The 23,352-nt window shown below is 70.5% G+C and carries 20 protein-coding genes and 1 pseudogene; 9 read left to right on the top strand and 12 right to left on the bottom strand.

What is annotated here, in order from left to right:
- From hisH to hisIE, 4 genes are read left to right on the top strand one after another with little or no spacing between them, the layout of a single operon-like run.
- A complete protein-coding gene (gene hisH / locus H5368_RS01035) occupies positions 1 to 597 on the top strand; it encodes an imidazole glycerol phosphate synthase subunit HisH (protein ID WP_182820558.1) in 597 nt (198 codons plus the stop codon).
- Positions 594 to 1,364: a HisA/HisF-related TIM barrel protein gene (locus H5368_RS01040; protein ID WP_182820559.1), complete on the top strand. Its 771-nt coding sequence runs from the start codon at positions 594 to 596 to the stop codon at positions 1,362 to 1,364. The genes hisH and H5368_RS01040 overlap by 4 nt, the downstream gene beginning before the upstream one ends.
- On the top strand, positions 1,358 to 2,131 hold the full coding sequence (gene hisF / locus H5368_RS01045) for an imidazole glycerol phosphate synthase subunit HisF (RefSeq protein WP_182820560.1): 774 nt from the start codon (positions 1,358 to 1,360) through the stop codon (positions 2,129 to 2,131). Before H5368_RS01040 ends, hisF begins: the two co-directional genes overlap by 7 nt.
- Positions 2,124 to 2,723, top strand: a complete 600-nt coding sequence (gene hisIE / locus H5368_RS01050) for a bifunctional phosphoribosyl-AMP cyclohydrolase/phosphoribosyl-ATP diphosphatase HisIE (RefSeq protein ID WP_182820561.1) — start codon at positions 2,124 to 2,126, stop codon at positions 2,721 to 2,723. The genes hisF and hisIE overlap by 8 nt, the downstream gene beginning before the upstream one ends.
- A gap of 17 nt (positions 2,724 to 2,740) precedes the next feature.
- Here hisIE and H5368_RS01055 read toward each other — a convergent pair whose 3' ends face one another.
- A complete protein-coding gene (locus H5368_RS01055; protein ID WP_182820562.1) occupies positions 2,741 to 4,582 on the bottom strand; it encodes a diguanylate cyclase in 1,842 nt (613 codons plus the stop codon).
- A gap of 205 nt (positions 4,583 to 4,787) precedes the next feature.
- Between H5368_RS01055 and H5368_RS01060 the strand changes: the two are divergent.
- Positions 4,788 to 5,987: pseudogene (locus H5368_RS01060) on the top strand (calcineurin-like phosphoesterase C-terminal domain-containing protein); the annotation flags it as partial.
- A gap of 79 nt (positions 5,988 to 6,066) precedes the next feature.
- Here H5368_RS01060 and mtnC read toward each other — a convergent pair.
- The 5 genes from mtnC to H5368_RS01085 are packed head-to-tail and all read right to left on the bottom strand — an operon-like array spanning position 6,067 to position 10,787.
- Entirely contained in the window at positions 6,067 to 6,759 is a 693-nt protein-coding gene (mtnC, locus tag H5368_RS01065; protein WP_182820564.1) for an acireductone synthase, read from the bottom strand.
- Positions 6,760 to 6,771: 12 nt separating this feature from the next.
- Positions 6,772 to 7,326 (bottom strand): acireductone dioxygenase, encoded by a 555-nt coding sequence (locus H5368_RS01070; RefSeq protein ID WP_182820565.1) that lies wholly within the window; start codon positions 7,324 to 7,326, stop codon positions 6,772 to 6,774.
- Between the two features lie 16 nt (positions 7,327 to 7,342).
- Entirely contained in the window at positions 7,343 to 7,987 is a 645-nt protein-coding gene (locus H5368_RS01075) for a methylthioribulose 1-phosphate dehydratase (protein WP_182820566.1), read from the bottom strand.
- Positions 7,988 to 8,009: 22 nt separating this feature from the next.
- Positions 8,010 to 9,308, bottom strand: a complete 1,299-nt coding sequence (locus tag H5368_RS01080) for an amino acid permease (RefSeq protein WP_182820567.1) — start codon at positions 9,306 to 9,308, stop codon at positions 8,010 to 8,012.
- 12 nt (positions 9,309 to 9,320) lie between these two features.
- On the bottom strand, positions 9,321 to 10,787 hold the full coding sequence (locus H5368_RS01085; RefSeq protein WP_182820568.1) for an amino acid permease: 1,467 nt from the start codon (positions 10,785 to 10,787) through the stop codon (positions 9,321 to 9,323).
- Positions 10,788 to 11,042: 255 nt separating this feature from the next.
- On the opposite strand from H5368_RS01085, the gene H5368_RS01090 reads away from it, so the two are divergent.
- Positions 11,043 to 11,546 (top strand): NUDIX hydrolase, encoded by a 504-nt coding sequence (locus tag H5368_RS01090; protein ID WP_185115586.1) that lies wholly within the window; start codon positions 11,043 to 11,045, stop codon positions 11,544 to 11,546.
- On the opposite strand, the gene serA is transcribed toward H5368_RS01090, so the two are convergent.
- Positions 11,540 to 12,781, bottom strand: a complete 1,242-nt coding sequence (serA, locus tag H5368_RS01095; protein WP_182823642.1) for a phosphoglycerate dehydrogenase — start codon at positions 12,779 to 12,781, stop codon at positions 11,540 to 11,542. The genes H5368_RS01090 and serA overlap by 7 nt on opposite strands.
- A 112-nt stretch (positions 12,782 to 12,893) precedes the next feature.
- On the opposite strand from serA, the gene H5368_RS01100 reads away from it, so the two are divergent.
- Genes H5368_RS01100 through H5368_RS01110 form a run of 3 tightly spaced genes read left to right on the top strand, consistent with a single transcriptional unit; the run spans position 12,894 to position 16,411 of the window.
- The gene (locus H5368_RS01100) at positions 12,894 to 14,306 is read left to right on the top strand and encodes an FAD-binding oxidoreductase (protein WP_182820570.1); all 1,413 of its coding nucleotides are present in this window, start codon (positions 12,894 to 12,896) and stop codon (positions 14,304 to 14,306) included.
- Positions 14,303 to 14,605 (top strand): DUF2388 domain-containing protein, encoded by a 303-nt coding sequence (locus H5368_RS01105; protein WP_182820571.1) that lies wholly within the window; start codon positions 14,303 to 14,305, stop codon positions 14,603 to 14,605. Before H5368_RS01100 ends, H5368_RS01105 begins: the two co-directional genes overlap by 4 nt.
- Before the next feature lie 15 nt (positions 14,606 to 14,620).
- A complete protein-coding gene (locus tag H5368_RS01110) occupies positions 14,621 to 16,411 on the top strand; it encodes a DUF4105 domain-containing protein (protein ID WP_182820572.1) in 1,791 nt (596 codons plus the stop codon).
- On the opposite strand, the gene yeiP is transcribed toward H5368_RS01110, so the two are convergent.
- From yeiP to H5368_RS01135, 5 genes are read right to left on the bottom strand one after another with little or no spacing between them, the layout of a single operon-like run.
- Positions 16,408 to 16,974 (bottom strand): elongation factor P-like protein YeiP, encoded by a 567-nt coding sequence (gene yeiP, locus H5368_RS01115; RefSeq protein ID WP_182820573.1) that lies wholly within the window; start codon positions 16,972 to 16,974, stop codon positions 16,408 to 16,410. The genes H5368_RS01110 and yeiP overlap by 4 nt on opposite strands.
- 9 nt (positions 16,975 to 16,983) lie before the next feature.
- Positions 16,984 to 17,754, bottom strand: a complete 771-nt coding sequence (locus tag H5368_RS01120; protein ID WP_182820574.1) for an SDR family NAD(P)-dependent oxidoreductase — start codon at positions 17,752 to 17,754, stop codon at positions 16,984 to 16,986.
- Positions 17,755 to 17,785: 31 nt separating this feature from the next.
- Positions 17,786 to 20,368: an EAL domain-containing protein gene (locus tag H5368_RS01125; RefSeq protein ID WP_182820575.1), complete on the bottom strand. Its 2,583-nt coding sequence runs from the start codon at positions 20,366 to 20,368 to the stop codon at positions 17,786 to 17,788.
- A complete protein-coding gene (locus H5368_RS01130) occupies positions 20,365 to 21,258 on the bottom strand; it encodes a hydroxymethylglutaryl-CoA lyase (protein ID WP_182823644.1) in 894 nt (297 codons plus the stop codon). The genes H5368_RS01125 and H5368_RS01130 overlap by 4 nt, the downstream gene beginning before the upstream one ends.
- Positions 21,259 to 21,266: 8 nt before the next feature.
- A complete protein-coding gene (locus H5368_RS01135) occupies positions 21,267 to 23,279 on the bottom strand; it encodes an acetyl/propionyl/methylcrotonyl-CoA carboxylase subunit alpha (protein WP_182820576.1) in 2,013 nt (670 codons plus the stop codon).
- Between the last annotated feature and the right edge of the window lie 73 nt (positions 23,280 to 23,352).

Raw genomic sequence — 23,352 nt, forward strand, 5'->3', positions numbered from 1 at the left:
ATGGACGTGGTCATCATCGATGCCGGCGGCGCCAACCTGGGCTCGGTGCGCTACGCGCTCGAGCGGCTCGGCGCCAGGCCTCGCATCGCCCGCGATGCCGATGGGCTGCGTGGCGCCGCACGCGTGATCCTGCCGGGTGTCGGTGCCGCCGCGCCGGCGATGCGGCTGCTGCGCGAGCGTGGTTTCGACACGGTGCTGCGCGAGCCGACGGTTCCGCTGCTGGGCATCTGCCTGGGCATGCAGCTGCTGTTCGAGGACTCCGAGGAGGGCGACGTGCCCTGCCTCGGCCTGCTGCGCGGCAGCGTGCGGCGGCTGGCGCCGGCGCCGGGCCTGCGCGTCCCGCACATGGGCTGGAACCGGCTGCGCATGCGCGGCGATTCGCGGCTGATGGCCGGCATCGAGGACGGGGCATGGGTCTATTTCGTGCATGGCTACGCTGCGCCCGTGACAGGCAACTGCGTGGCCGACTGCACGCACGGTACGTCGTTCGCGGCAGTGGTGGAGCAGGACCTCGTGGCCGGCGCGCAGTTCCATCCCGAGCGTTCGGGGGCAGCCGGCGCGCGGCTGCTGCACAATTTCCTTGGAGCGCGTGCATGAGGTTCAACGTCTATCCCGCGATCGATGTCCGCGATGGCCGCGTGGTGCGACTGGCGCAGGGCGACTACGCGCGCGAGTCGCGCTACGCGGATGCGCCGCTGGATCTGGCCATGCGCTACGCCGAAGCGGGTGCCCGCTGGCTGCACCTGGTCGATCTCGACGCGGCACGTGCCGGCGGCTACACGCTGGCGCCGCTGCTGTCGCGCATCAAGGCGCAGACCGGCCTGTCGGTGCAGACCGGTGGCGGCGTGCGCAGCGAGGGCGATGTCGACGCGATGCTGGACGCCGGCGCGGACCGCGTGGTCATCGGCTCGCTGGCGGTCGCCCGGCGCGACATGGTCGCAGGCTGGGTGGCGCGGCATGGCGCGGCGCGGATCGTGGTCGCGCTGGACGCGCGCCAGGCAGCCGACGGGCAGTGGCGCCCAGCCACACACGGATGGACCGAGGACGCCGCGGAGACACTGGACGCGCTGGTCGCGTTCCATGCCGGCTCCGGGCTGCAGCATCTCCTGTGCACCGACATCGGCCGCGACGGCATGCTTTCCGGCCCCAACCTTTCGCTGTATGCGCGCCTGCGCACGCTGGCCCCGACGCTGCGGCTGCAGGCCAGCGGCGGAGCCCGAGACGCCGACGACATCGCCGCGGCGCGCGCCATCGGCTGCGACGGGATCGTGCTCGGCAAGGCGCTGCTGGAAGGCAGGCTCGGCCTGCACGACGCGCTTGCGCTTGATGACGCAGCCGCATCCGGGCAGGCGCCGCCATGCTGAGCCGCCGCATCATTCCCTGTCTCGACGTGCAGGACGGACGCGTGGTGAAGGGCGTGCGCTTCCGCGACCACGTCGACGTCGGTGACATCGCCACGCTCGCGCAGCGCTACCGCGACCAGGGTGCCGACGAGCTGGTGTTCTACGACATCGGCGCCAGTCCGCGCGGGCGCAGCGTCGACATCGCATGGATCGAGCGCCTGGCGCGGCTGCTGGATATCCCGTTCTGCGTCGCCGGCGGCATCCGCAGCGTCGACGACGCGCGCCGCGTGCTGCACGCGGGCGCCGACAAGATCTCGATCAACACGCCCGCGCTCGAGCGTCCGGCGCTGGTCACCGAGCTGGCGGACGCGTTCGGCGTGCAGTGCGTGGTCGTCGGTATCGACTCGCTGCGCGAGGCCGACGGCAAATGGCGCGTGCGCAGCCACACCGGCGATGCGGCGGCGATGCGCGCCCCCGGGCGGGGCACGCTTGACTGGATCGAGGAGGTGCAGGCGCTCGGTGCCGGCGAGGTGGTGCTGAACTGCATGGCCAGCGACGGCGCGCGTGTCGGCTACGACATCGAACAGCTGAGCGCCGCGCGCAAGGCATGCCAGGTGCCGCTGGTGGCATCGGGTGGCGCCGGCGCGATCGCGCACTTCGCCGAAGTGTTCCGCGAGGCTGACGTCGATGCGGCGCTGGCCGCCAGCGTCTTCCACTCCGGCGAAATCGCCATCCCCGTTCTCAAACAGGCCCTGCGCGCGCAGGGCATCGAGGTGCGCGATGCGTGACGCCATGCCGGCGCTGGACTGGGACAAGGGCGGCGGGCTGCTGCCCGCGATCGTGCAGGATGCGCGCACGCGGCAGGTGCTGATGCTGGGCTGGATGACCCCCGAGTCGCTTGCGGCCACGCAGGAGAGCGGCCTGGTCACCTTCTTCAGCCGCAGCCGCCAGCGCCTGTGGGTCAAGGGCGAATCCAGTGGGCACCATCTGAAGCTGGTGGCCATCGAGGCCGACTGCGATGCCGACACCCTGCTGGTCACGGCGGAGCCGCAGGGACCCACCTGCCACCTGGGCCGAGACAGCTGCTTCGCAGGGGCGACGGGCAGCGCGCTTGCGCACCTCGACCGGGTCATCGAAGGCCGTGCCGCCAGCATGCCCGAAGGCAGCTACACGACGCGGCTGCTGGCCGGCGGCATCCGCCGCATCGCGCAGAAGGTCGGCGAGGAAGGCGTGGAGACCGCGCTGGCCGCGGTGGTCGAGGACGACACCGCGCTGCTGGGCGAAGCCGCCGACCTGGCGTACCACCTGCTGGTCCTGCTGCGCGCCCGCGGCCTGGGCCTGGCCGACCTGGACCAGGTGCTGCGCGCGCGCAACGCCTGATTGCCAGGCACGAGCGCTCAGGCCACCGACGCCGACGTCTTCACGCAGTCGCGGCCGTTGGCCTTGGCGCTGTACAGCGCCTGGTCGGCGATCTGGAAGGCGTCGTCGATGTCGTCGATCGTGCCGGGCTCGATGGTGTGCACGCCGACACTGGCCGACATGTGGATGGTGTCGCCATTGGAAATGCAGGGCTCTGCAATGAGCGACTGGCGCACCGCCTCGGCCACCGCGACCGCGGCGTGCAGGTCGTGGCCCGGCAGCGCGACCACGAACTCCTCGCCGCCAAAGCGCGCCGGCAACGCGTCGTGTGGCCGCAGCGCACGGCCGATGCGTTGCGTGGCCCAGCGCAGGCAGTCGTCGCCCACCAAATGGCCGTGCTCGTCGTTGACCGACTTGAAATGGTCGAGGTCGATCATCAGCAGCGACAGCGGCTTGCCGCCGTCGTTGCACTCGCGCAGCATCCGCTCGAAGGCTTCGTGGAAATAGGTGCGGTTGTAGAGGCCGGTCAGCCCGTCGCGGCGGCTGGAATCGTGCAGCCGCGCATGCGCCTCCTCCAGCTGCGCCAGCGCATTGCGCACCTCGCTGGTCCGCTGCGCCACCTTGCGCTCGAGCATCAGGTTGGCGTCGCTGACGATGCGTTCGTTCTCGTTGCGCAGTGACGCATACCGGTAGCTCAGCGCGATCGACAGGAACAGCATCTCCAGCGCGGAGCCCAGCTGCACGCCGTACTCGGTGATGAACGACTTGGGCAACACGCCGAACGCGACCAGCGTGAACACCGCGGTACCGGCGAGGAACATGCTCCACGACAGCAGGAACAGCCGCGCCGGCGCGTAGCCTCGGCGCAGCGCCACGATGCTGACGATGGTGATCCAGATGATGCTGGCCAGCACCGCCAGCGACACCGCCTGGGTGATGATGCGGTAGGGCACGATGATCGCGGCGATGCCGAATGCCACGAATGCGGCGATGGCGGCGATGCTCACGGCATTGCCGCGCGGCCAGCGCTCGCCCAGCCCGAGGAACACGCGCGCGAACTGGTGCATGCCCACCAGCGCCAGGCTGATCGACAGCGGCACCGACTTGTCGGCAAGCCAGGTGTTGTCCGGCCACAGGTACTCGAAGCCCAGGCCGTTCAGGCAGAACAGCACCAGGCCGAACGCCCCGATGTGGAACAGGTACCAGAAGTAACTGGCATCGCGCAGCACCAGCCACAGCACCAGGTTGTAGAAGAACAGCGCCAGCAGGATGCCGTAATACAGGCCGATGGCGAACTGCGCATCGCGCGACATCTCGATGAACGCGCTCGGGGTGTACAGCACCAGCGGCACCTGCATCGAGCTCTGGCTCTGCACCCGGATCAGCAGTTCGACGCGCTGGCCCACCGGCAGGTCGAGCAGGAAGTTGGGATGCCGGTAGCGGATGCTGCGCGCGGCGAAGGGCAGGGTGTCGCCGCCCGCGCGGTGCTCGATGCGCCCGTCGGGGTAACGGACATAGAGGTCGATGTGGTCGCTGAGCGGATAGGCCTGCACCAGCAGCCAGCGCGGTTCCGCGCGGTTCTCGTTGATGATCGCCGCATGGAACCAGAACGCGCCGTTCTGGAAGCCGAAGGTGGCATCGCTGCGCGGCAGCGGTGCGAACACGCCGTTGCCGACGCGCCGCCACGCGTCCTCCACCCCGTCGCTGGCGTCGGTGTCGTGGCGGTAGCTCATGTAGGGCGCGAGCGCGACCTCGCCGGTCGTTGCGCCAAGGCCCAGCGTGGGCGCGGCCCACGCGCTTGTGGCGCATGCCAGCAACAGGCAGAGGCAGGTCAGCAGCAGGCCCCTGGCGGGTCCGGGCCGCGCCTGGATCATGCCCATCTGCACATGCCTGCTTCCATGTCGCCCCTGCCCCCCCGTCTGGGCTGATCATATCCCCGCGGCGTCGTACTTTTGCAAACGCGGGTCGCCGGCATAATGGGCCACCGATCACGACGGAGCAGGTATGCCTTTGCTGCGCTGGATTACCGGGATTGCATTGCTGTTGGCGCTGGCGGGCCCGGCCACGGCCCGCGATGCGCTCACCGTGCTGCTGTTCGCCGACCCGCAGGTGAAGTCGGCGCGCGACATCGACTATTACGCGCGCGACATCGTCGAGCCGTTGCGCGCCGATGGCGGCATGGGTGCCGATCTCGGCATCACCCTGGGCGACATCGTCGATGACGCCGTCGCGCTGTACCCGGAGGTCAATGCGGCCACCGCGCGGCTCGGCATCCCGTGGCTGCACGTGCCGGGCAACCACGACCTGGACCCGGGCGCGGAAGGCGATGCCGGTTCGCTGTCGGCGTTCCACCGCAGCTATGGCCCGGACAGCTACGTGCGCGAGGAGCCGGAGGCGGCGTTCGTGGTGCTCGACAACGTCGTCAAGCTGCCGGGTGCGGGCAGCGGCTACGTCGGTGGCCTGCGCGAGGACCAGTTCGCGATGCTCGAGGCGTGGCTACCCGCCCAGCCGCACGACCGCCTGCTGGTGCTGGCGATGCACATCCCGCTGTTCGACACCGCGGCGCCGGGCCGCGCCGAGACCTTCCGCCGCGCCGACCGCGAGCGGCTGTTCGCGATGCTGCGCGATTTCCCCAAGGTGCTCGTGCTCAGCGGGCATCGCCACACCCAGCGTCATTACCGGCACGGGCCCGCGGACGGCTGGCACGGCGCCACGCCACTGCACGAGTACAACGTCGGCGCGGCCAGCGGCGCGTTCTGGTCGGGCGCTCCGGATGCCGAAGGCATCCCGGACGCCACCATGGCCGACGGCACGCCCAACGGCCACGCGCTGCTGCGGATCGCTCCCGACGGCGATTACCGCCTGTCCTGGCACCCGGCGCGGCTGCCGACGCACGACCCGGCCTTTACCCAGGCCATGGCGCTGCACGCGCCCGCGGTGCTGCGCCACGGTGCCTATCCGGCCTGGGCGGTCTACGCCAACGTGTTCATGGCCGAGGACGACAGCGTGGTCGAGTACCGCATCGACCGCGGTGACTGGCGCGCGATGGCCAAGGTGCTGCGCGCCGACCCGCGGCTGCTGGCCGAGAACGTGCGCGATGACGCCGCCGGTGCGCTGCGTGGCTACGACCGTTCGCCGGAAGCCGAGGTCTCGGCACATCTTTGGCGCGGCGCGCTGCCAACCGACCTCGCGCCGGGCGAGCATGAGGTCGAGGTGCGCACGTTCGACCGCTGGCACGGCGAGCAGCGCGCCCTGACCCGCTATCGCCTGGACCAGGCCGCTCCCGGGCACGGCGCATCACGCTGGAAGGCGGCGCACGGGGGCACGGGTCTCGCCACGGCGACCCGATAGTTGCGCGGACAGGTCAGGGCGTGATGGCGTCGAACGAATCCACGCGCGCGTGGCCGTTGGCCGCATCGCCCGTGCGCGGCTCCGGGTAATCCTGCAGTCGGTCGACCAGCACCGTGCGCAGGCCGGCATCGCGTGCGGCGTCGAGTTCGGCCACCACGTCGGACAGGAAGACGATCTCGCCCGGGTCGCGCTGCAGGCGCGCCGCGATGTTGGCGTAGCTCGCGGCCTCGCGCTTGCCGCCGACCTCGGTGTCGAAGAACGCGTCGAACAGTGGCAGCAGGTCGCCGGCATCGGAATGGCCGAAGAACAGCTTCTGCGCGGGCACGGAACCGGATGAGTACACCGCCAGCGGGTGGCCCGCGTCGTGCCAGCGGCGCAGCCCCGCGACCGCGTCCGGGTAGATGTGCGCGGTGAAATCGGCGCGCCGGTAACCGTCGCTCCACAGCATGCCCTGCAGCGCCTTGAGCGCGGTGTGCTTGCGGTCCTCGTCGATCCAGCCCTGCAGCGTCTCGACGATCATCGCGTCGTCGCACATCGCGCCATGCGCGGTGGCCACCTCGTCGAGCCAGCGCCGCACCTCGGGGTCATGGCCGCGCTCGCGCACGAACCGTGGCAGCTCGCGCCGCGCGTACGGAAACAGCACGTCGCGCACGAACGCGATACTGCCCGTGGTGCCCTCGATGTCGGTGAGTACAGTCGTTTTCATGGAAGCCGCGCCTCAGCGCGCGCCTTTTTCGTAGCGGGGAAACTTCCGCGCGATGTCGGTGCCGGTGAAGTGGCCGACCCAGCCGTCGGGCTGCTGGAAGAAGCGGATGGCGACGAATTCCGGCTCCGGTCCCATGTCGAACCAGTGCGTGGTGCCATCGGGGACCGCGATCAGGTCGTCCTTGACGCACTCGATCTCGTAGACCTTGCCGTCGACGTGCAGGGTGAACAGCCCGGACCCGGCGACGAAGAAGCGCACCTCGTCTTCCTTGTGGAAGTGCTCATCCAGGAACTTGCCGCGCATTTCCTCGCGCTTCGGATTGTCGGGGGCGATGCTGATCACGTCGACGGTGGTGAAGCCACGCTCGGCGCTGATGCGGTCGATGTCGGCCTTGTACGCGGCAATCACCTCGTCCTGCGACGCGCCCGCGGCGATCGGCTGCGTGGCCTGCCAGCGCTCGAACGTCACGCCGATCGCGTTCAGCTCGCGCGCGATGGCGTCGCCGTCGCCGGTGTCGAGCAGCGGGGTGGTGGGGGTGTCGTCGGCGAAGATGCGCAGGCGGCTCATGGGGGACTCCTGTGGATCAGTGGCGCGGCTGCAGCCGCAACAGCTCGAGCTCGCAGCCGAGCAGGAATTCGAAGGCTTCGAGGTGGCGGCGCGCCTCGGCCATGTCGCGGCCCCAGGCGTACAGGCCATGGCCGTCGATCAGGTAGCCCCACATCGGGCCATCGTCGAGCAGGGCGTCGACCTGCGCGGCCAGCGTGGGCATGTCCTGGCTGTTGGGCAGCACCGGCAGGTCGAGTTCCACCTCGTGTGTGGACGTGCCGGCGAACGCCTTCAGCAGTTCGTAGCCGGCCAGGTGCACGTGGCCGGCACCGGCGTACAGCCGCGAGGCAACGGTCTGCGTGCGCGAGTGCGTATGCAGCACGCAGCCGATGTCGGGAAAGCGGCGGTACAGCTGGGTGTGCAGCAGGGTCTCGGCCGAGGGCCGGTGGTCGCTGCCGACGGCGCGGCCGTCGAAGTCCACGACCATGATGTCGGCCTCGCACAGCTTGCCCTTGTCGCGGCCGGAAACGGTGATCGCGGCGTGGCGGTCGTCGAGCCGGCGCGAGAAGTTGCTGCTGGTCGCGGGTGTCCAGCCGGCCGCGGACAATTCGCGCACGTTGATGATGAGTTCGCCGGCGCGCTCGCGCAGTGCGTGGGTGTCGTAGGGCAGGGTGTCGGCCATGCCCGGATTCTACCGCGCGGGTCTAACGCGTGGCGCGGCGCGCGAATCCCCGGTAGCCGGCCCAGCACAGCAGGGCGATCACCAGCCCGCCGACCAGCGTGTCCACCGGCGTGGAATAGACCAGCAGGCCGCAGGCAACCAGGGCGCCCATGCCGAGCAGGCGCTCGCGCGGGCCCGACGGCAGCTCCGGCGAGCCGAGCAGGAGGCTGAGGCCGGCTGCGATGTACGCCATCACCACCAGCGTCACCACCATGTTGATGATGGTCTCGAACTGCGACGACACCGTCGGCGCCAGGGTGAACACCGCGATCAGGGTCATCGCCGACGCGATGATGAACAGCCCCCAGCGCGCCGAGCCGTTGGGATTCAGGCGTCCGAAGATCGCCGGCAGGAAGCCGCGATGCGCGGCGCGCGCGCCGGATTCGCCACTGACCAGCATCCAGCCGCCCAGCGTGCCGGTCGCCTTGATGGCCGCCGCCGCCGCGATCACCGGCACCGCCCACACTCCGAACATCTCGCCGGCGACCAGCGCGAAGGGCGCGCTCGATTCGGCGATGCGTTCGGCGGGCACGATGCCCATCATCAGCACCGACGACACCAGGTAGACCACGCCGGCGATCAGGATGCCGCCGATGGTGGCGCGCGGCACGTTGCGGTCCGGGTCACGCACCACGCCGGCGACCATCGCCCCGGTCTCAAGGCCCACGAACGCCCAGAAGATCGGCGCCAGCGACGCCATCACCACCACCGCGTCGGTCTCGCCGCTGACATTCCATGCGGCGCGGTAGATCTCGGGGTCGAAGCTGCCCCAGCCGGCGGTCAGCACCGCGACCACCGGCAGCAGGCCAAACACCACGCACAACGACTGGAAGCGCGCGATCGGGCGCGGCCCCATCAGGTTGATGGCGAACATCAGCCAGATCAGCGCGACCTGGCCGAACAGGCGCACGCCCTGTCCGTCACCCAGCTGGAGCAGGGCCACGATGTAGCCGAATGCCGCCACCGCGATGGCGTTGTTGCCGATCCACGACGAGATCCAGTACAGCGTGGTGGCCAGGAAGCCCATGTCGCGGCCCAAAGCGGGTCGCACGTAGTCGTCGGGCGAGGTCATGTCCGGGTAGGCGCGCGCCAGCCGCGCGAACGCCGCGCCGAGCACGATCGCGAGGATCGTGCCGAGCAGCCAGGCCAGCGCGGTCACGCCGCCGGACTTGGCCAGCGTGGCCGGCAGCAGGAAGAATCCCGAGCCGATCATGTTGTTGGCGACGACGAACGTCGCCAGCACCGGGCCGATCTTCTTCGCGCTGGCGACGACGTCAGTCATGGCGGCCCGCCCTCAACGCGTACGCAGCTTGCTGTGCCAGTGGCCGTAGCCGAAGTAGATCACCATGCCGATGGCCATCCAGCCCACGAACAGCGGCCAGTGCTCCATGAAGGGCGGCAGGAACAGGTACAGGCAGGCCGCGACGCCGAGCGGCGACACGACGTACACCAGCGGCACCCGGAACGGACGCGCAAGGTCGGGCCGCTTGATGCGCAACACCAGCACGCCGGCCGACACCGTGGCGAACGCCAGCAGGGTGCCCATCGACACCATCTCGCCGAGCAGGCCGATCGGCAGGAATCCCGCCAGGCACGCGGCAATCGCGCCGACGATGATCGTGCCCACGTAGGGCGTCTGGTACTTCGGGTGAACACGGCCGAAGATCTTCGGCAGCAGGCCATCGCGCGCCATGCTGTAGAAGATGCGCGGCTGCGCCATCAGCATCACCAGGATCACCGACGACAGGCCGGCGATCGCACCCACCTCGACCAGCGACTTCAGCCACAGCAGGCTCGGGTAGGCCTCCAGCGCGGTGGACACGGGCTTCGGCGTCGACAGCTGCGGGTACGGCACCAGGCCGGTCAGCACGCCGCAGACCAGGATGTAGACGATGGTGCAGAACACCAGCGACCCGAGGATGCCGATCGGCATGTCGCGCTGCGGGTTTTTCGCCTCGCCCGCCGCGGTGGAGACCGCATCGAAGCCGATGTAGGCGAAGAACACGATCGACGCGCCGCGCACGATGCCTTCCACGCCGTACTTGCCCGGCCCCTCGTTGTCGGGGATGAAGGGCTGCCAGTTGGCCGGGTCGATGTACTGCAGGCCGAAGCCGATGAACAGCATGATCACCGTGACCTTGATGGCCACGATGATGGAGTTCACGAACGCAGACTGGGTGATGCCGACGTAGCACAGGCCGCTCACCGCGGCCACGATGCCCACAGCCGGCAGGTTGAGGATCGCGCCGGTACGCACGAATTCGCCGTTGGTGACGGTGAACGTGGCCATCGACAGTGCATCCGGGATCGGGATGCCGAGCGTGCCGAGGAAGCCGTTGAGGTAGCCCGACCAGCCGACCGCCACGGTGGAGGCCGCGAACAGGTATTCCAGCACCAGGCACCAGCCGATGAACCACGCCACGAACTCGCCGAGCGTGGCGTAGGCATAGGAGTAGGCGCTGCCGGAGACCGGCATCATCGACGCGAACTCGGCGTAGCACAGGCCCGCCAATGCGCAGGCGAAGCCCGCCAGCACGAAGCTCAGGACCACCGCCGGCCCGGCGTGTTCCGCCGCGGCATGCCCGGTCAGCACGAAGATGCCCGCGCCGATCACCGCGCCCACGCCCAGCAGGAACAGCTGCGTCGCGGTGAGCGTGCGCTTCAGGCTGATCTCGCCCTGCAGGCTGCCCTCGACCGGTTCGCCGGCATCGACGTGTGGAGCAGGCTCGATCGCCTTGACCCGCATGAGGTCCCTGAGCATTCGCGTGTTCCCCTTCGTTGTGGCAACGGACGGCGTGGGGACCGCGCTGCATTTGACGGCGCCGTGGGCACCATGGCTGCCGTACCTTGCCAAAGCATGGCGGGGATCACAAGCGGGATCGTCGGGCATGTGCAGGGCGATAATGGACCGCCGAGCGCGAGCCGAAGAATGTCGCAATGCACCATCCATCCGTACGCTGGCGGCGATCCAGCCGTCGATCTGCTCGCCGTTGCGTTTGCCGCGCACGCGCGACGTATGCCGGATGAGGGGGACGCGGCGCGGGTGTTCATCGAGCTCCTGCGCGATCGGGAAGATCCATTCCTGCGCACGCGACTGGCGGGTCATTTCACCGCGTCCGCGTTCGTGGTGAGTGCCGACGGCGGGCGCACGCTGCTCACCCACCATCGCAAGCTCGACCGCTGGCTGCAGCCGGGCGGCCACGCCGATGGTGATCGCGACCTTGCGCGCGTCGCCCTGCGCGAGGCTGAAGAGGAGACCGGGCTCATCGGGCTGGCGGTGGAAGGCGGGATCTTCGACCTCGACCGGCACTGGATCCCGGCGCGCAACGAGGTCCCGGGCCACTGGCACCACGACGTGCGCTACGTGGTGCGCGCGGGCGCCGACGAGCGTTATGTCGTCAGCGACGAGTCGCATGCGCTGGCGTGGCGCGACATCGCCGCCGTCGCCGCCGACGACGACGGCATCGACCCCTCATTGCGGCGCATGGCGCGCAAGTGGCTGGCGCGCGCGCCTCAGTAGAGGATGCGCGCGCGCAGCGTGGCGGGCACCGCGGCCAGCGCGGTCCGCAGGCCCTGCGCCTGCTCCGGCGTGGCGGTGATGTCGATCACCACGTAGCCGACCTTGCTGTCGGTGCGCAGGAACTGCCCGTCGATGTTCACGCCTGCCTGCGAGAAGATGTCGTTGACCTGCGACAGCACGCCGGGGACGTTGCGGTGGATATGCAGCAGGCGCTGGCTGCCTTCGTGCCCGGGCAGGGTGACCTCGGGGAAGTTGACCGCCGACAGCGTGCTGCCGTTGTCGCTGTAGCGCACCAGCTTCGACGCCACCTCGATGCCGATGTTGTCCTGCGCCTCGAGCGTGCTGCCGCCGACGTGCGGGGTGAGGATCACGTTGTCGAAGCGCGTCAGCGGCGAGGCGAACGCGTCATCGTTGCCCTTCGGCTCCACCGGGAACACATCCACCGCCGCGCCGCCGACCTGGCCGCTGTCGAGCGCCGCGGCCAGGGCGTCGATGTCGACCACGGTACCGCGCGAGGCGTTGATCAGGTGCACGCCGGGCCTCATGGCCGCCAGTTCCGCGGCGCCGATCATCATCCGCGTGGACGCGTTCTCCGGCACGTGCAGGGTCACGACGTCCGAGCGCGCCAGCAGGTCGTCCAGGCCGGTCGCGGCCTGCGCGTTGCCGAGCGAGAGCTTGGCCTCGATGTCGTGGAACAGCACGCGCATGCCGAAGCCTTCCGCCAGCAGCCCGACCTGGGTGCCGATGTGGCCGTAGCCGATGATGCCGAGCGTCTTGCCGCGCACCTCGTGGCTGCCGGTCGCAGATTTCAGCCAGTCGCCGCGCAGGCAGGCCGCGTGCTTCCGCGGGATGCCGCGCATCAGCATGATAGCCTCGGCGATCACCAGCTCGGCCACGCTGCGGGTGTTGGAGTAGGGGGCGTTGAACACCGGCACGCCGGCGAGCTCGGCGGCATCCAGGTCCACCTGGTTGGTGCCGATGCAGAAGCAGCCGACCGCCAGCAGGCGCCGCGCGTCGGCCAGCACCTCGGCGGTCAGCTGGGTGCGCGAGCGGATGCCGACGATGTGCGCTTCGGCGATGCGCGCGCGCAGCTCGCCCTCGGGCAGCGACGACGCGAACGCCTCGATGTTCGAGTAGCCGGCATTGCGGAACACCTCGACCGCGCTGTCGCTGACGCCCTCGAGCAGCAGCACGCGGATGTCCTTGCGGGGGTAGGAGGTCTTGAGCATGCGGATGCGCCGGGCGGGCCCCCAAGTGTGCCAGCCGGGCGCGCATGTTGCACCGCAGCGCTGGACGCTGGCACGGGCGGCTGGCAGGCTGGCCGCACTGCAGCCAGCCGAGGTCCCGATGAACGATCCGCGCCTCCAGCGCCTGCATGACGCCGTCCCGGGCCTGGCGCTGACCACCGAGGCCCACGACCTGCTGCATTACGGCCGCGACTGGACCCGGCGCTGGACGCCCGCGCCGCTGGCGGTGGCGTTTCCGGCCAGCACTGCGCAGGTCTCCGCGGTGCTGCGCTGGGCCGGGGTGGAAGGCGTGGCGGTGGTCCCGTCAGGTGGCCGCACGGGATTGTCCGGCGGCGCGGTGGCCGCCAACGGCGAGCTGGTGCTGAGCCTGGAACGCATGCGCCGCGTGCTCGCCTTCGATGCGGTCGACCGCACGCTGGTCGTCGAGGCCGGCGTCGCGCTGGAGACGGTGCAGGAGGCGGCGCGCAGCCACGGACTGTACTACCCGGTCGATTTCGCCTCGCGCGGCTCCTGCACCATCGGCGGCAACATCGCCACCAACGCCGGCGGCATCCGCGTGCTGCGCTACGGCAACACCCGCGAATGGGTCGCCGGGCTGAAGCTGGTGACGGTCGCTGGTGACGTCCTAGACCTCAACCGCGGCCTGGTGAAGAACTCCAGCGGCTACGACCTGCGTCATCTCGCCATCGCCTCGGAGGGCACGCTGGGCGTGGTGGTGGAAGCCACGCTGCGGCTCACCGCGCCGCCGCCGCCCACCGCGACCATGCTCCTGGCGCTGCCCTCGTTCGCGGTGCTGATGCAGGTCTTCCAGGCGCTGCGCGCGCGGCTTGCGCTGGAGGCGTTCGAGTTCTTCACCGATCGCGCCCTGCACCACGTGCTCGCGCATGGCGCGCAGGCGCCGTTCGCCGACGTGCATCCGTACTACGTGGTGGCCGAGTTCGCTGCCGACGGCGCCGATGATCCGCGCCTGCTCGACGCCTTCAGCCACTGCGCGGAGCAGGGTTGGGTGGCCGACGGCGTGATTGCCGGCAGCGACGCGCAGGCAGCGCAGCTGTGGCGGCTGCGCGAGGACATCACCGAAAGCCTCGCAGCATCGTTGCCTTACAAGAACGACGTGGCCGTGCGGGTGTCGGCGATGCCCGCGTTCCTGGCCGAGGCGCAGGCGCTGCTGGCGGCCGAATATCCGGATTTCGAAGTCGTCTGGTTCGGGCACATCGGCGACGGCAACCTGCACATCAACGTGCTCAAGCCGGCCGACATGGATCAGGATCAGTTCGTGGCGCGCTGCGGCGCGGTCACTGCACACCTCGCCAGCCTGCTGAACCGCCATGGCGGTAGCATTTCCGCCGAGCACGGCATCGGCCTGGTCAAGAAGGCGTTCCTCGGCTCCACCCGCGATGCGGCGGAGATCGCGGTGATGCGCGCGGTGCGCGCCGCGCTGGACCCGGCCGGTATCCTCAACCCCGGCAAGCTGTTCGACGCCGACTCCCCCACCAGTGACTCCACGCCATGATCCGATCGCTCTGCGCCTGCGCGCTGCTCCTCCTCGCCACCGCCACCGCGCACGCCTCCAGCTTCGCCGGCACCAGCGGCGGTGCCTCTTCGGCATCCAGCGCCGGCTCGTCCGGATCCACGTCGGGCAACGACAAGATCGTGCTGCAGGCGCGCGAGGATGCGGCCGGTTTCGTCGCCACCGATGGCCGCATCCGCGGTGCGCGCCTCGAGGCGGCATTGCGCCACCTGCGCGGGCAGTCCGCCGCGGCTCGCGAGGCCAGCGACCTTGAACTGGCGCGGGCGATCCTCGCCCGCTGATGCGCTGATGCGCTGATGCGTCGCTGGGCGCCGCGCCTGCTGCCGTGTTTGCTGGCCGTGTCGTGGCCGGCGCATGCGGCCCTGCTGTTGACCGTGGAAGCCGGCATCCCCGACGCCGAACTGGAGGCCAGCCGACGCCTGGTGGAGGCCACGCTGGCGCGGCTGCCGCCCGCGCTTCAGGACTGGGATGCCACCCTGACCCTGGGCTGGCGCGACGACCTGCCGGCGCAGGTCCACGGCCGCATCCTCCGCCAGCGCATCATGCTGGATCGCGCCCTGCTGGCCGCGTGGTCGACCAGCGGGCCCACATCCGCGCGCGGTGCCGCGGTGGCGGCCCTCGTCCACGAGATCGCCCACGCCTGGGACCTGGGCCCCGGTGGACTCTCGCGCGAGCCGCGCACGCTGGACCTGGCCGGCTGGCAGGTGCGGCCGCTGTGGCCAGGCCGGGACGCGCGCAATGCCTTCGGCGAACGCAGCCCGGATGCCTACGAGCTCGCGTCGCCCGCGGAGTTCGTCGCGGTCAATCTCGAGCACTTCCTGCTCGATCCCGCGTACGCGTGCCGCCGGCCGTCGCTGCACGCGCACCTGTCGGCGCATCTCGGCTGGTCGCCGCCCGCGCAGCCGTGCCCGGTTACGCTCCCCTACGTGGATGCCGGCGTGCTGACCGATGCCGATGCCGCGCCGCTGCTGGAGCTGGATCCGGCGCGCGTGTACGCGGTCGATTTCCTGCTGGCGGACGGCAGCGACGCGGTGATGAGCCGCTGGGGTCATTCCATGCTGCGGCTGGTGGTGTGCGCGCCCGGGCGCGCGCCGGGCCCGGAGTGCCGGCTCGACCTCGACCACCATCGCGTGCTGTCGTTCCGCGCCTTCGTCGACGACGTGCAGGTCTCCAACTGGCGCGGCCTGACCGGCGGCTACCCGTCACGGCTGTTCGTGCTGCCGCTGCAGCAGGTCATCGACGAATACACGCGCGTCGAACTGCGCGGCCTCGACTCGTTGCCGCTGCGCCTGGATGCGGATGACATCGCGGCGCTGCTGCAGCGCGCCGCGCGCGTGCACTGGAGCTATGACGGCCACTACCGCTTCGTCGGCAACAACTGCGCAGTCGAGACGTTCAAGCTGCTGCACGATGGCGTGCCGCGGCTCGCCGCCGCCGACCTGTCCGGCATTACGCCGAAAGGCCTGCTGCGGCGGTTGCGGCGCGCGGGCGTGGTGGACGATGCGCAGGTACCGGCAGGGGCCATGGAAGCGCTGCGCCTCGGCTACCGGTTCGAGCCCTGGAGCACGCACTACGCGGCGCTGTACGAGGTCGCGCGCGCGGAGTTGGCGTTGCCGGCGGAGAATGTCGACGCGTGGTTCGCGCTGCCGCCGCAGGTGCGCGCGGAATGGCTGCCGCACGCCGACATGCGCGCCTCGGCGGCGCTGCTGCTGCTGGAGGAAGCGGCATTGCAGCGCCTGGAGCTGCGCGCGCGCGACGTGCTCAAACGCCGGCTATCCAGGCGCGATGCGGGCGAACTCGCGCCGGTGGTGCGGGCGGCGCTTCGCGACGGGTCCGTCTTCTCGAGCCCGGCGGAACTGGTGTCGTTGCCCGGCTACGGGCTGCCGCAGCATGAGGAGCGCGAACAGGCGCGCAGCGGTGCGGCCGCACGCGCGGCGCGCTTGCGCGGGGTCGAGGCCGATCTGCGCGCGCAGGCTCGCGCCTGGCTGGATCCCGGGATGCGCGCGACATTGCGCCAGGTCGAAGCCAATGTCGCGCGCATCGGTCTGCGGCTGCGGGCGTTGGCCACTCCGCAGCGCGCGGGCTAGTCCGCGCGGCCTGAGAACTCGCCGCTGGTGGTGTTGACCAGCACGCGTTCGCCGTTGCCGATGTACTCGGGCACCTGGATCTCGATGCCGGTCGACAGCCGCGCCGGTTTAGGCCGCTTGGTCGCGGTACCACCCTTCAGTTCGGGCGGGGTTTCCACGACTTCGAGGGTCACGGTCTGCGGCAGCTGGAGGGCGACCGGGGCGTCGTCGATCAGCTGCACGTAGCAGCCGCTCAAGCCGTCGGTGATGTAGCCGGCGCCGTCGCCGACCATCGCCGGATCGAGCGGGTAGGGCGTGAAGTCCTCGTCGTCCATGAACACGAAGGCGTCGCCGTCCTTGTAGGAGAAGCTGGCCTGCCGGCGCAGCAGCTCGACTTCCGCCAGGTCGTCGTCACCATCGAACGAGGCGTCGGTCTTGTTGCCGCCGGGCACGCTGTACATGGTGAACCGGAAGCGCACGTTGCCGCCGCGGCCCTGCGGCGAGCTGCGGTCGATGTCGCGGACCTGGTAGACGGTGCCGTTGTGTTCGACCACGTTTCCTTTCTTGACGTCGTAGGCCTTCATCGTGGGTCCTTATTTCGGTGCGAGGCGCACGGCGCCGTCGAGGCGGATGGTCTCGCCGTTGATGTAGCGGTTGCCGATGACGTAGGCCACCAGGTCGGCGAACTCCTCGGGGCGGCCGAGGCGCGAGGGGAACGGGATCGACGCGCCGAGCGAGGCCTGCACGTCCTCGGGCATGCCGTCGACCATCGGCGTCCAGAAGATGCCGGGGGCGATGGTGTTGACGCGGATGCCGAAGCGCGCGAGCTCGCGCGCCATCGGCAGGGTCATCGCGACCACGCCGCCCTTGGACGCCGAGTACGCGGCCTGGCCGATCTGGCCTTCGTAGGCGGCGACCGAGGCGGTGTTGATGATCACGCCGCGCTCGCCGTCGTCGCCCGGCGCGTTGTGCTGCATCTGCGCGGCGGCGGCCTTGGCGACGTTGAAGCTGCCGACCAGGTTCACCATTACCGTGGTCGAGAACTGCTGCAGCGGCATGGGTGCTTCGCGGCCGAGCACGCGGCCGGCACCAAGGATGCCGGCGCAGTTGATCGCCGCGTCCAGGCCGCCGAGGAAGTCCCTGGCCGCCGCCACGTTGGCGGCCACGCCATCCTCGCTGGTGACATCGGTGCGGAAGTAGCGTGCGTTGGCTTCGCCCAGCGCGGCGATCGCGGCGCCGGCCTTGTCGTCGTTGACGTCGAACAGCGCGACCTTGCCGCCAGCCTCGACGATGCGGGTGGCGACGGCGAGGCCGAGGCCGGAGACGCCACCGGTGACGATGGCGCGGGTGTCCTGGATCCGCATGGAGTGGGTTCCTTGAAGGGAGCCCGCGATTTTAGCCCGACACCGGCGCTCCCAGGCGCAGCGCGAACTGGTCGGCCGGCAGGCCCGGCGCGAACAGGAACCCCTGGCCCACCGGCACGCCGAGCGCGAGCAGGAACGCGCGCTGCTCCTCGTTTTCCACGCCTTCGGCAACCAGGCCCAGACCAAGGCTGTGCGCGATGCCGGCCACCGCCTGGCAGACGGCGACGTCCGAGGCGTTGCCGGGCACGCCGGTGACGAACAGCTGACTCAGCTTCAGGCCCTGGATCGGCAGGCGGCGCAGGTAGTTCAGCGCGCTGTAGCCCTCGCCGAAATCATCGATCGCCAGCGCGACGCCCATCGCGCGCAGCTGCGCGAAGGTGTTCAGCGTCTCGGGCGCGTCCTCGATCAGCACGCGCTCGGTGAACTCCAGCTCCAGGGCGGAACCGGGCAGGGCGTACTCGTCGAGCAGCGCGCGCACCTTGGCGGCGAGGTCGTCGCCGAGGAACTGCCGGTAGGAGACGTTGACCGCGACGCGCACGATGCCATGGCCGGCATCGCGCCATTCGGCCACCTGGCGGCAGGCCATGGACAGCACCCAATGGCCGATGCGCACTATGTCGCCGGTGCTTTCGGCGTGGGCGATGAAATGGTCGGGCCGCATCTCGCCGAGGCGCTCGTTGCGCCAGCGGATCAGCGCCTCGGCGGCGACGATGCGGCCGCTGGCCAGGTCCACCTGCGGCTGATAGACGAGGTGGAATTCGTCATTGTCCGCGGCATGGCGCAGCTGCGTCTCGAAGCGCAGGCGGTCGCGCTGCGACTGCGCCATGGCCGGGGTGAACACCTGCCGGCCGTTGCGCACGCGGCGCTTGGATTCGTACATCGCGGTGTCGGCGCTCTGGATCAGCGCGTGCGGCGTCTCGCCGTCGTCGGGTGCACGTGCGATGCCGATGCTGGCGGTGACCGCGAACTCCTCCTTGTCCACGCCGAAGCCCACCGCGAACACGTCGAGGATGGCGTCCGCCAGGCGTTCCGGGCAATCCGGATCGTCGGCCGTGGAGCAGGCGACCAGGAACTCGTCCCCGCCGAAACGTGCGATCAGGCCCTCGGTGCCCACCGCGCGGCGCAGGCGCTGCGCGGCGGTCACCAGCAGGTCGTCGCCGGCGGCATGCCCCAGCACGTCGTTGACCATCTTGAAACGGTCGAGGTCGATGTACAGCACCGCCACCCGCGACTGCGTCGCATCGGCCATGCGCGCGGCCAGTTCGCCGAGGATCGCATCGCGGTTGAGCAGCCCGGTGAGCGGGTCGGTGCGCGCCTGCACGCGCAGGGTTTCCTGGCCCTGCTTGTGCGCGGTGATGTCCTGCAGGGTGCCGGTGATGCGGCTTGCGCCCGGGTCGCCAGGCTCGGCCTCGCCGATCACGCGCACCCAGAACGCGTGGCCGTCGGCCCGCGCGCCCTGCAACTCGAGGTCGAAGCCGTGGCCTTCGAGGATCGTCGCCTCCACCGCGCGTCGGAAGCGCGGGCGGTCGTCGTGGGCGAGGCAGGCGATCATGTCGTCGATCGAAGCCGGCACCTGCGCCTGCGCCAGGATCCCGGCGGCGACATCGGTGAGGTACAGCCGCGCGCTGGCGCGGTCCCATTCCCAGCCGCCAATGCGCGCCAGCGCCTGCACGCGGTGGAACAGCGCGCTGTCGCGCTTGAGCGCAGTGACGTCGGAGAACATCGACAACGCCTGGTGCGGCCGGTCGCTGCCGGCGGCGTACTGCGGCACCGCGGTCACCGACAGCCAGCGCAGCTTGCGTTGGGGGCGGTGGTAGAGGCCAAGCAGGGTGCTGCCGACCAGGCGGCCCTCGCGGATGGCGCGCATGGCCGGGTATTCGTCGGCCGGCATTTCGCTGCCGTCCTCGCGCAGCACCATCCATTCGCCGGCTGGCCGCGGCGTGCGCTGCTTCGGGTAGCCCGGCACATGCCCGGGCACGCCGATCATGCGCAGCGCCGCCGAGTTGGCGTAGACCAGGCTGCCATCGGCTGTCTGGATCACGATGCCCTTGTCGATCACCTCCATCAGTTCGCGGTAGCGCACCTCGGCTTCCTGCCTGCGGCTGAGGTCGCGCGCCACCGCCACCACGCACCTGCGGCCCTCATGCAGGAAACCCGCCGAATGCACTTCCACCGGGAAGCGCGTGCCGTCGGCGCGCATGTTGCTCACTTCGATGACGAAGCTCTCGCCGCGGTCCACCGCCTCCCACACCGGGCCCATGTGGTCCTCGGGCAGGTCTGGGTTGAGCACGTGGATCGGCTGGCCGACGACCTCCTCGCGCGGCCGGCGGTAGGCCGCCATGCCGGCCTTGTTGAGGTCGAGCACGGTGCCGTGCTCGTCGATGATGCTGACCGGGTCCGGCACCGCGTCGAACAGCGCGTGGTAGCGCAGGCGCGCGATCTCGGCGTCGACGCTGGCCGCCTGCAGCGCATCGCGTGCGCGGCAGAGCAGGTCGCGGGTGCGGGCGGGCAGGGTGGAGTCGCGGGAGGCGCAGTCGAGCGCTGCCAGGACCTGTGCGCTGCCGTCGTTGGCCGACGGTGGCACCGGGGTTTCCTGCAGGCCCGATGCGCTCATGTCGTGGCGCGTGCCCGGGTCACCCGGCTGCCGCTTTCGCGGCCAAGCAGCCCCGCCAGCCAGCGACCGGTATCGGCCAGCGCGTCGAGGTCGACACCGGTGTGGATGCCCATGCCGTGCAGCATATACACGAGGTCCTCGGTGGCGAGGTTGCCGCTGGCACCCTTGGCGTACGGGCAGCCGCCGGTGCCCGAGACCGCGGCATCGACCACCGCCACGCCTTCCTCCAGGCAGGCCAGTACATTGGCCAGCGCCTGTCCGTAGGTGTCGTGGAAATGCACCGCCAGCGCATCCATCGGCACGTCGCCGGCCACCGCACGCAGCATCGCGCGCGCCTTGCCCGGGGTGCCCACGCCGATGGTGTCGCCCAGCGAGATCTCGTAGCAGCCCATGGCATGCAGTGCACGCGCCACGCGCACCACCTCGGCGACCGGCACGTCGCCCTGGTAGGGGCAGCCGAGCGCGGTTGAGACGTAGCCGCGCACGCGCACGCCGTCTTCCGCGGCCTGCGCCAGCACCGGGCGGAAGCGTTCCAGCGACTCGTCGATGCCGGCGTTGGTGTTGCGGCGGTTGAAGGTGTCCGACGCCGCGGTGAACACCGCCACCTCGGTGGCGCCGACCGAGCGTGCGCGCGTGTAGCCGTGCAGGTTGGGCACCAGCACCGGATAGGCCACGCCGTCGCGGCGCGCGATGCCGGTGAACACTTCCGCGGCGTCGGCCAGCTGCGGCACCCACTTCGGGCTGACGAAACTGGTGGCCTCGATCGCCTGCAGGCCGGTGGCGGACAAGCGGTCGACCAGGGCGATCTTGTCGGCGGTGGCGATGATCGCGGCCTCGTTCTGCAGGCCGTCGCGCGGCCCGACCTCGACGATGCGCACCCGTGACGGCAGGGCCATGCTCAGGACTCCAGCAGGACCAGCACGGCGTCGGCCTCGACGAAGTCGCCTTCGCGTGCGCGCAGTTCGGCCACCACGCCGTCGCGCGGCGCCTTGAGGGCGAGCTCCATCTTCATCGCCTCCATGACCAGCAGTTCCTGTCCCTGCGCCACGCTGTCCCCCGGGGCCACCCTGGTGACGACGATACGCCCGGGCATGGGTGCCGCGATACGGTCGCCGGTGCCGGCCGTGTCGGCGAGCTCGGCCTCGTAGGCCGGGGCACGCTCGAAGCGCCAGTGGCGACGGCCGTCATGCAGCAGCAGGCGCGTGGCGTGGGTGTCCAGCCGGTAGCGCCGGCCGGCACCGCCGAAGCGCGCCGACAGGCCGCCATCGGCAAGGCGCGCGCCAGCCACCACGCTGTCAGCGCCTTGGCGGCTGATGCGGTAGTCGCCGTTGGCACCGTGCGCCTCGAACACGTGGCGCAGGCCGTCGGCGCGCAGCACCACGCGGCGCAGGCCGGCGTGGCCCAGGCGCCAGCCGTCGGCGACCGCCCAGGGCGAGCCCGGGTCGCTGCTGCCGGCCGCGGCGCAGCGGGCTTCGGCCTCTTCGGCGAGCAGCGCGGCGGTGGCGGCGGCCAGCAGCGCGGCATCGTGGTCGCCGGCATCGGCGGCGCCGTCGTTTCCGATGAACTCGTCAAGATGGCGGTCGAGGTAGCCGGTGTCGATGCTGCCGTCGACCACCGCCGGATGGCGGACCAGGCGTTCGAGAAAGGCGATGTTCGACTTCGGGCCTTCGATCGCGCAGTCGGCCAGCGCGTCGCGCAGCCGCGCCAGCGCGCCGGCGCGGTCGCGGTCGTGCACGATCAGCTTGGCGATCATCGGGTCGTAGAAGATCGTCACCACGTCGCCTTCGACCACGCCGGCATCGACGCGCACGTGCGCCGAAGGTTGCGGCAGGCGCAGGCGCTGCAGGCGGCCGGAGCCGGGCAGGAAGCCCGCGTCCGGATCTTCGGCATACAGCCGCACCTCGATGGCGTGGCCGTCGCGCGGAATCGCGTCCTGCGCCAGCGGCAGCGGTTCGCCGGCGGCCACGCGCAGCTGCCACTCCACCAGGTCCAGGCCGGTGACCATCTCGGTGACCGGGTGTTCCACCTGCAGCCGGGTGTTGATCTCCATGAAGAAGAACTCGCCCGACGGCGCGACGATGAACTCCACCGTGCCGGCGTTGGCGTAATCGATGGCGCGCGCGGCCAGCACCGCGGCCTCGCCCATGCGCGCGCGCAGTTCCGGCGTGAGGAACGGCGAGGGCGCCTCCTCGAGCACCTTCTGGTAGCGGCGCTGCGCCGAGCACTCGCGTTCGTTGAGATGGATGGCGTTGCCGTGGGCATCGCCGAACACCTGGATCTCGATGTGCCGCGGCGACTCGATGTAGCGCTCCAGCAGCACGCGGTCGCGGCCGAAGGCATTGCGCGCCTCGCGCTGGCAGCTTTCCAGCGCCGGCAGGAATTCCGCGGCCGCGCGCACCACGCGCATGCCCTTGCCGCCGCCGCCGTGCGCGGCCTTGATCATCAGCGGATAGCCGATGCGGTCGGCTTCGCGCCGCAGGAGCTCCGGCGCCTGGTCCTCGCCGGTATAGCCGGGCACCACCGGGACGCCCGCGGCGTGCATCAGCTCCTTGGCGCCGGCCTTGCTGCCCATCTTGCGCATCGACGCCGCCTTGGGGCCGATGAAGGCGATGCCGGCGCCCTCGACCGCATCCGCGAAGTCGGCGTTCTCGCTGAGGAAGCCGTAACCGGGATGGATGGCCCGTGCACCGGACTGCTTCGCCACGTCGAGGATCACGTCGCCACGCAGGTAGCTGTCCTGCGGCCGCCGGCCACCGATCGGATACGCCTCGTCCGCCAGTCGCACATGCTGTGCATCGGCGTCGGCCTCGGAATACACCGCCACCGTGGCGATGCCCATGCGCCGCGCGGTGCGGATGACGCGGCAGGCGATTTCGCCGCGGTTGGCGATCAGAATCTTGGTGAAGGGCATTTTTTTTGGCCACGGATTTCCGCGGATAGACGCGGATGGAGGAGAGTCTAGGTGCGAAGGGTGTTCTCGCGAA

The organism is Luteimonas sp. MC1782, assembly GCF_014164605.1.
GTDB lineage: Bacteria > Pseudomonadota > Gammaproteobacteria > Xanthomonadales > Xanthomonadaceae > Luteimonas.